General features: G+C 58.0%; 7 protein-coding genes. All 7 read left to right on the top strand.

Annotation, left to right across the window (positions count from 1 at the left end):
* Positions 1 to 97: 97 nt before the first annotated feature.
* The 7 genes from glf (at position 98) to AB4Z15_RS13765 (ending at position 8,521) form a co-directional block, all read left to right on the top strand.
* A complete protein-coding gene (gene glf / locus AB4Z15_RS13735) occupies positions 98 to 1,282 on the top strand; it encodes a UDP-galactopyranose mutase (protein ID WP_442003789.1) in 1,185 nt (394 codons plus the stop codon).
* Positions 1,279 to 3,291: a glycosyltransferase gene (locus tag AB4Z15_RS13740; protein WP_442017713.1), complete on the top strand. Its 2,013-nt coding sequence runs from the start codon at positions 1,279 to 1,281 to the stop codon at positions 3,289 to 3,291. The genes glf and AB4Z15_RS13740 overlap by 4 nt, the downstream gene beginning before the upstream one ends.
* Before the next feature lie 2 nt (positions 3,292 to 3,293).
* Positions 3,294 to 4,151, top strand: coding sequence for an ABC transporter permease (locus tag AB4Z15_RS13745; RefSeq protein ID WP_442003791.1), 858 nt, complete (start codon positions 3,294 to 3,296; stop codon positions 4,149 to 4,151).
* Positions 4,152 to 4,883, top strand: a complete 732-nt coding sequence (locus tag AB4Z15_RS13750; RefSeq protein WP_216924014.1) for an ABC transporter ATP-binding protein — start codon at positions 4,152 to 4,154, stop codon at positions 4,881 to 4,883. It begins immediately after the preceding gene.
* A gap of 74 nt (positions 4,884 to 4,957) precedes the next feature.
* Positions 4,958 to 7,072 (top strand): DUF6541 family protein, encoded by a 2,115-nt coding sequence (locus AB4Z15_RS13755; protein ID WP_442017714.1) that lies wholly within the window; start codon positions 4,958 to 4,960, stop codon positions 7,070 to 7,072.
* 3 nt (positions 7,073 to 7,075) lie between these two features.
* Positions 7,076 to 7,561 carry a GtrA family protein gene (locus AB4Z15_RS13760; protein ID WP_442017715.1) on the top strand — a complete coding sequence of 162 codons (486 nt, stop codon included), beginning with the start codon at positions 7,076 to 7,078 and terminating at the stop codon, positions 7,559 to 7,561.
* A 3-nt stretch (positions 7,562 to 7,564) separates the two neighbouring features.
* Complete coding sequence (locus AB4Z15_RS13765; protein ID WP_216924011.1) at positions 7,565 to 8,521, top strand: glycosyltransferase family 2 protein; 957 nt, start codon at positions 7,565 to 7,567, stop codon at positions 8,519 to 8,521.
* The last annotated feature ends 45 nt before the right edge of the window (positions 8,522 to 8,566 follow it).

Consider the following 8,566-nt stretch of genomic DNA (forward strand, 5'->3'; position numbering starts at 1 on the left):
CAAGGGCCCGGATACGGGGAACGAACGCCATGTCGGGTAGCCTTGACCAGTAGACGTGGGCACTTCTGTGCCCGCACGCCAATACACAGGAGAGTTTGTGAACGCTGATCTCGTCGTCGTCGGCTCGGGTTTCTTTGGCCTGACCATTGCAGAACGCGCCGCTACCGAGTTGGGGCTAAAGGTCGCGGTTCTTGATCGCCGCCACCATATTGGAGGAAACGCCTACAGCGAGAATGAAGAGAAGACGGGCATCGAGGTGCACCGCTACGGAGCGCATCTCTTCCATACTTCGAATGAACGTGTCTGGGAGTACGTGAACAGGTTCACCAAGTTCACGAGCTACCAGCACAAGGTTTACACCAGCCACAAGGGCGAGGTGTACCCCATGCCGATCAACCTCGGCACCATCAACCAGTTCTTCCGTGCAGCAATGAGCCCCACCGAAGCTCGTCAGCTCATTGCCGAGCAAGCGGGCGAGCTTGCCGGCACTGATCCCCAGAACCTGAATGACAAGGGAATCCAGCTGATCGGACGGCCCCTGTACGAGGCATTCATCAAGCACTACACGGGTAAGCAGTGGCAGACGGATCCGAAGGACCTTCCCGCGGAGATCATCTCCAGGCTCCCCGTACGCTACAACTATGACAACCGTTACTTCAATGACGCACATGAAGGCCTCCCGGTTGACGGTTATACGGCCTGGATCGAACGCATGGCGGACAACCCCAACATTGAAGTTGTCCTGAACACGGATTTCTTTGACGATGGCGAATTCGGCCGTTCATCCGTTCTTGGGCAGGTTCCAGTCATCTACACAGGCCCGGTTGACCGCTACTTCGACTACGCCGAGGGTGATCTCTCCTGGCGCACGATCGACCTCGAAGAAGAAGTGCTGCCGATTGAGGATTTCCAGGGGTGCCCGGTGATGAACTACCCGGACCCGGAGACTGCTTTCACTCGCATCCACGAGTTCCGCCACTTCCACCCTGAGCGCGACTACACGAAGGACGCGACGGTCATCATGCGCGAATTCTCGCGTTTTGCGGAGAAGGGCGACGAGCCTTACTACCCCGTCAACACATCAGAAGACCGCAGCAAACTGCTCGCGTACCGTGATCTTGCACGTGGCGAGAAGTCTGTACTGTTTGGCGGGCGTCTTGGAACGTACAAGTACTTGGACATGCACATGGCCATCGGCTCGGCCCTGTCCATGTTCGACAACAAGATCAAGCCGCACTTTACGGGCGGCGCCAAGCTGGAAAGTGGTGGAGTGGACGCATGACCGCCACAACAAATGAAAGCCAGGAGACTGCCATGACGGCCACAACAGCCGCAGACAGCCCGGCCTCGACTCAGCAGAACCTTCGAATAGTCCAGCGTGTGGTTTTCCCGGCCAACCGCGACCTCGATACCCTGCCGCTCTATGTCGATCCGGACACCAACAAGGTCCGCAAGCAGGATGACAACGGCTCAGCAATTGTGCAGGCAGTGGGCATGGCCCGCAAACTCCACCCGGAGGACATCCTGGACCGTGGGTCGGTACAGGTGCGCCGGGGAGAGCGTCTTTCCTTTGGGTCCTACTTCAATGCCTTCCCGGCCAGTTACTGGCGCAAATGGACCATCGCCACAAAGACGGTTCTCCACATCGAGACCGAGGGCGAAGGAACGGTCATCGTTTACCGGTCGAATGCGCGCGGCGCGTCGCAGCGGGTCGACTCGATCCTCGTTGAGGGAACTGCGTCGAACGACTTCGAACTTACGCTCGCTCCCTTTGGCGATGGCGGTTGGTACTGGTTCGACCTCATTGCCGGCGGCGATGGAATGACGCTTAAGAGCGCCCACTGGGCTGTTCCTGATGAAGGCAGGCCCCAGGGGAAAGTCACGCTGGGTGTTACAACGTTCAACCGTGCCGACTACTGCCTTGAAACCATCAAGTCAATCGATGCCGACTCCGGTCTCCGTGAAATCCTCGCGGAACTGATCATCGTGGACCAGGGCAACAAGAAGGTGGCCGACGAAGACGGGTTCGACGCCGTCGCCTCATCCATGGGCGAGCAGTTGCGCATTATCAACCAGGGCAACCTTGGTGGTTCGGGTGGGTTTGCCCGCAACATGTACGAGATGCTCGTCTCTGACAAGAGCGACTACGTCATGCTGCTCGACGACGACATTGAACTTGAAACCGAAGGTGTACTCAGGGCCGTCGCATTTGCCGACCTCTGCCGTAAGCCCACCATCGTCGGTGGACACATGTTCGATATGTACAACAAGTCCGTATTGCACGCCTACGCGGAAGTGGTGAATTTTTACCGCTTCCTCTGGGGACCCGTCGAGGGCCTGGGAAATCACGACTTCTCCGCGGAGGGCCTTCGCTCAACGCCTTTGCTGCACCGCCGCTGGGATGCTGACTACAACGGTTGGTGGATGTGCCTCATCCCCAAGACCGTCGTGGAAAACATTGGACTCTCCCTCCCCGTTTTCATCAAGTGGGATGACGCGGAGTACTCCCTGCGCGCCCGTGCCGCAGGCTTCCCGACGGTTACGCTGCCGGGTGCAGCAGTTTGGCACGTCTCCTGGGCTGATAAAGATGACTCAGTGGACTGGCAGGCCTACTACCACGAACGCAACAGGCTCATCGCGACCCTTCTGCATTCGCCGTTCCCCAAGGGTGGCCGCATTTTCCGCGAAAGCCTGAACACGGACATCAAGCATTTGGTGTCGATGCAGTATTACCCGGAGAAAGCCCGCGTCATGGCTCTTCGGGATGTCTTGGAGGGCCCGGGCAGGCTCCATGAGCAGCTGCCCACCACAATGCCCAAACTTCGCGCCATGCGCGAGGAATTTGTCGACTCACAAGTCAAGACCGATCCCGGTGCCTTCCCTGAGTCCTTCCGCAAACGTCCGCCGAAGAAGCCGCAGTCCTACAAGCAGCCGGGTGCCCTTGGCCTGCTGCCTTGGGCGGTTAAGACCGTCCTCAAGCAGGTCCTTGCTCCGGTTCGCGATTCTGCCAAGACCAACCCTGAGGCCCACGTTGCACATCAGGACGGCAAATGGTGGAGCTTGGCGCACCTGGACAGTGCAGTTGTCTCCAATGCCGATGGCACAGGTGCCTCGTGGTACCAGCGCGATCCCAAGCTGGCACGCCGGCTTTTGGTTGAAACAACGCAGCTGCACGCTCAGCTTTTCTCGAATTGGGAGACGCTTCGGGCCCAGTACCGTGCAGCACTGCCGCAGATCACGTCGATGGAGTCCTGGCGCGAGACATTCGATGCTTCGGAGCCCAAAAAGTAGCGATGGCCAACTCCACTGATATTTATGCTGTTCCCGGGGTAGGTGCCGGTCTGCTGGATGTTTTCCGGCGCCGGTACCTCCTTAAGCTGATCGTCCGCAAGGAACTCAGGGTCCGCTACCGGGGTTCTGTGCTGGGTCTGGCTTGGTCATATGTGAAGCCCTTGGTCCAGTACTTGGTTCTGTTCTTTGCACTGGGCATCGTCCTTCGCGTGGGGGATCAGATTCCCAACTACGCCCTGTACATGTTCTCCGGCGTCATCGTCGTCAACTTCTTCACTGAAGCGTTTTCAAACGCTACGCGCTCCATAGTCTGGAATGCGGCCCTGGTGAAGAAGATCTACCTGCCTCGGGAACTTTTTCCCGTGGCGTCGGTCTGGGTCGCTGCCGTGCATTTCCTTCCCCAACTGGTGGTCTTGCTGGCTGCTGCCCTTTTCAACGGGTGGCGACCTGATGTAATGCAGCTGGTTGGTGCAGCGCTGGGTTTCGTCATTGTGGCCGTAACCGCCACGGGCCTGGGCCTCCTGGCAGGTGCCGTCAACGTATTTTTCCGCGATGCAGAGAACATCGTGGACATGTTGATGATGATCGTCACCTGGACTTCACCCGTCCTCTATGACTGGACCATGATCCGCCGTCTTGCACCGGACTGGGTCTTGACGATCTACCAACTCAACCCCGTGACCGTGGCGGTGGAATTGTTCCACTGGGCGTTCTGGTACCCGACGGTCACTAAGCCGGTCGAACTGCCCCCTCACCTGATGTTGACGGGGTTGGCTGGACTGGGGATGGCCGCAGTTTTCCTTATAATCGGCCAGCTGGTGTTCCGCCGGCTCGAAGGCCATTTTGCGCAGGAGGTCTGAGTGGGCGCCGCCGTCATAGTCAAGGGCTTGAAAAAGACCTTTAATCTGCGTCACTCGCACTCCCTTAAAGAGACGCTTGTGTGGCTTGTCAAGGGACGCAAGGGTGATCTCACCAAGAAATTTGATGCCCTGCACGACGTCAGCTTCGAGATACAGGATGGGGAGACTGTGGCCCTTCTGGGCTTCAACGGCTCCGGTAAATCCACGTTGCTCAAGTTGATCTCCGGTGTCATCCTTCCCGATCAGGGCACTGTGCGGACCAAAGGCAGGGTCGCGGGCCTGATTGAGGTTGGGGCCGGGTTTCACCCGGATTTGTCCGGCCGTGAGAACGTCTTCCTTAACGCCGCGATCCTTGGAATGACAGAGCAGGAGATCAACGAGAAATTCGACGAGATCGTCGCCTTCTCGGAAATCGAGCAGTTCATCGACACGGAAGTGAAGTTCTATTCTTCCGGAATGTTCCTGCGCCTTGCTTTTGCGGTGGCAGTTCATACGCAGCCGGATATCTTCCTTGTGGACGAGATCCTGGCTGTTGGAGATGAACCTTTCCAGAGGAAGTGCCTGGCCAAGATCAAGCAGCTGTCCGACGAAGGCCGGACCCTCGTGGTTGTCAGCCATGACCTGGACATGATTTCGCGGATCTGCGACAGGGGAGTCGTCTTATCCTCCGGCACTGTCCAATTCGAAGGTCCGGCTGATCAGGCTGTCGCCTGGCTGCGGGAACGCAACTAAGTCCGGCATCCAATAGCAAGAGTCGTCTGTCAAGGGATGGCTAGTGGAAGCATCTAGGAAAGGCGATCGTAGGAATGGGTATCGGCCCACTGCTGTTGTGTGTACTCCTGATCATTGTGTTGTGGTGGGGTCCAGGCTGGCTTCTCGGAGAAGCGCTGGGAGTGCGCCGAACCCTCCTGCCCGTCGTGGCACCATTGTTGGGCATGGGTGCCCTGACGGTCATCGGTGTGATGGGCAATTCCTTGGGCTTGAGCTGGCAGCTGCTTCCGGTGTCCGCCGTTCTGCTGGTGTTGGCTGGTGCCCTGTTGGCTCTGCGCCTCGGGTTGAGGCGCAGATTCCCCGACAAGTTCCAGACACCCCTGCGAACACAGCCAAGCATTTTCGGTAAGCACCGATTTGCGGGCTCCTGGTGGATCCTGCTTGTGGGCCTTGTTGCGGGCGGAGCCGTCGCCGCCGTGGCATGGTTTGTCGGCACTGAGGGCCTCCTGGGCATAAACCAGGACTGGGACATTCCTTGGCACGCCAACATGATCCGGCTTATCTCCGTGAATCATGAATGGGATCCCGCCATAGCGGGCAACTTCGCCTACTACGACACCACTATTTCTGATGCCCCCATCAGGAGCTACCCGATTGCGTTCCACGCAGTGCTCTCGCTGTTCTGGCCGATGAGTGGTGTCAGCATCCCGGTCTTCCTGAATGTTTTCGTCTTGGTGATGATGGCCGTTCAGTTGCCCCTCAGCGCCATGGCCTTGACCATGATCCTCACGCGCCGCCCTGTTGCCGTGGCCGCCGCGGCTGCAGTGTCGGGATGGTTCACTGTCTACCCCTACGATTTACTGTGGCGTGGCCCGCTGATTCCGTTTTTCGCTGGCATGCTCTTGGTGGGTCCATTCGTCTTCCTGGCAGTCAAAGGTGCCTTGGAGCGGCAAAAGTTCTGGGTCCTGGGCATTGCCTTCGGCGCAGTGGGCCTTATTGCCGTCCACCCTTCGCTGGCGTTCGTAGTACTGCCGGTCCTCGTCTTCTGGCTGCTCTCCGCATTGATACGACGCAAGGGCCGGATCCTGGGCATTACCGTTTACCTGGCGGTGTCAGGGGTTCTCGCGGCGATCATCGGCCTGCCGATCATTACCCAGATGCTTAAGGAATCTGAGCGCGTCTCCAAGATGATGTGGGCTCCGGATACTGATCGAAACGGTGCCATTCAGAACATTGTTTTCCTGAACCATGGCTCCATGGCAATGCCGATCCTGACAACGCTTGTCGCACTTGGCTGCCTTGCTGTTGTCTTCAGGATCCGCATGTGGTGGTACTTCGGCCCGGTCCTGGCTTTTGCGTTTCTTTCGGTTTACACCATGGGCAGCGACAGCCCCCGTTTCCTGAACCTGACAGCCCCCTTTTACGACGATCAATGGCGCATTTTCGGCATCCTTGTCATGCTTCTCGTGCCGCTTGCCGGCTTGGGTGTTGCCCAGGCCGGCGAGGCAATCGAGTGGGCCGTCCGGTGGCTCCGCAATCGTCGGGCAGCATCCCATGAATCCCAAGGCACAAAGGGACGCAGGCCCAACCACGTCATCACAGCGGCGGCTGCTGTCGCAGTTTTGCTGGTGTGTGGCGTTGGGGCGATCCCGTATTTCAAGCAAAACGCCGAGCGCATCAACATCAATACGAAGGTGGATGGCCTCACCCTGAGCTCATCCGAAGTGGATCTGCTGAGCAAAATCGACCAGTACGTCCCTCAGGACGCCACAGTGCTCAATGATTCCTGCGATGGTTCCGTATGGATGTATGCACTCGGGAACCGAATGCCGATGATTCGGCACTTCGAAATACTTCCTACGAACCGCCAGCTGCTTGTCCTGCAAAAGCTCCCTGAGTTGGCGACGGATCCCGACGCTCGGGCTGCCGCTTCGGAGCTTGGTATCGAATGGGTGTACATAGCCGACGGTCGGATCCGGGCCTGGGATGAGCCCAAGGCGGGCTTGACCCATCCTGATTCCATCCCTTACTTGAAGCTTGTTGTGCGTGACGGAAACGCTGCCCTCTACCGGATCGATTGGTCTCAGTTACCAGGTGGCAAGCAAGCCTTCGACGCCGCTGCCAAGGACCGTGTGCAGCTTGACGGAGTCCCGGGCATCCTCGAGAACCGGAACCCCGATGGCATCGCCCCGCTTGGAAGGATTTGTTAACCAATGAAGGCATTCATTAAAAAGTTCCTCTCCTCCAGTTTGTTCAGATTCCTCGTGGTGGGCGGTCTGAGCTTCATTGTGGACCTCGGTCTGCTGGCGCTCTGCTTCCAAGTGTTTGGTTGGCCCCTTTGGTTGGCCACGGGCGCAGGATTCTGGGGAAGTTTCTTCTTCAACTATTTCCTGCAGCGCCACTTTGCCTTCGGGGGTGGCGGAACGGCACTGGGTGGAGTGCTGCGGTACTCCGGACTCCTGGCCTTCAACACCGTGGCGGTCATGGGAATCGTCGAGCTTTTCCAGTTCCTGGGGGCCGGATATGTTGCCGGTAAAGTGGTTGCGACGATTGTGACCATGGGCTGGAACTACTTCATTTACAAGCACTGGATCTTCCCGCAAAAGAAGCAGCCGCAGAGCGCCAGCGGACAGACAGATGGTGCCTCGGGCACTGAAGCGCCAGCACAGAAATTCACACCTAACAGCAGCGAAGGATAATCGATGTATCGAGGCGTTCGAATTGCCGCGGTAGTACCGGCCTATAAAGAAGAGAACCACATCGCACAGGTGATCGAAACGATGCCTGATTTCGTCGATGACATTGTCATTGTTGATGACTGCAGCCCTGACGACACCTCCGGGGCTGCCCTTCGGGCGGATGACGGCAGGGTCACGTTGATCCGGCACGAGGTCAATCAAGGTGTGGGTGGCGCTGTCCTGACGGCCCATAAAGCAGCAATGGAGTTGGGCTCCGACATCAATGTTGTGATGGCCGGCGACGCCCAGATGGATCCGGAGTACCTGCCCCAGCTGCTCGACCCCGTGGTGGATGGTTACGGCTTTGCAAAGGCCAACCGCTTCTTTTCAGGTGAGTCTTTTGCCGGCATGCCTGGATACCGTATCTTCGGAAACATCGTTCTGTCATTCATGACAAAGCTGGCGTCGGGTTACTGGCACATCTTCGACCCCCAGAATGGCTACACGGCGATCCGGACGGAAGTTCTTCGCCGCCTGCCAATGAATAAGGTGGCTGCGCGCTACAGCTTTGAGAACGACCTCCTGATTCACCTGAATATCCTCGATGTACCGATTGTGGATGTCCCCATTCCTGCTGTTTACGGCAACGAGGTTTCCAGCATCAAGCTCCGGAAGGTGATCCCCGAGCTGCTGGCCATGCTCTTTGGCGGCTTCTGGCGCCGTGTGTGGTGGAAGTACATGGTGTGGTCCTTCTCAGCTGTGGCTCTTCTGTTGATCGCAGGCATCGCCCTTATTGTCATGGGTCTGGTGGCTGGGATCTGGGTGCTCGCCGCAAGCGTAGGATCTCCTACCGCGGGATCGGTGATGTTGGCTGTTGTGCCCTTTGTGCTGGGAGTTCAGATGCTGTTGGTATCCCTCCAACTGGACATACAGGCAAGCCCAAACAGGCCCACGATGCATCCCATGAAGGAACGTACGTAGGGAATTCCTGGAACAAGAAGGGGAGGGTCAGGACGCTTGGCGTCC

It is taken from the genome of Paenarthrobacter sp. 2TAF44 (assembly GCF_052114885.1).
GTDB lineage: Bacteria > Actinomycetota > Actinomycetes > Actinomycetales > Micrococcaceae > Arthrobacter.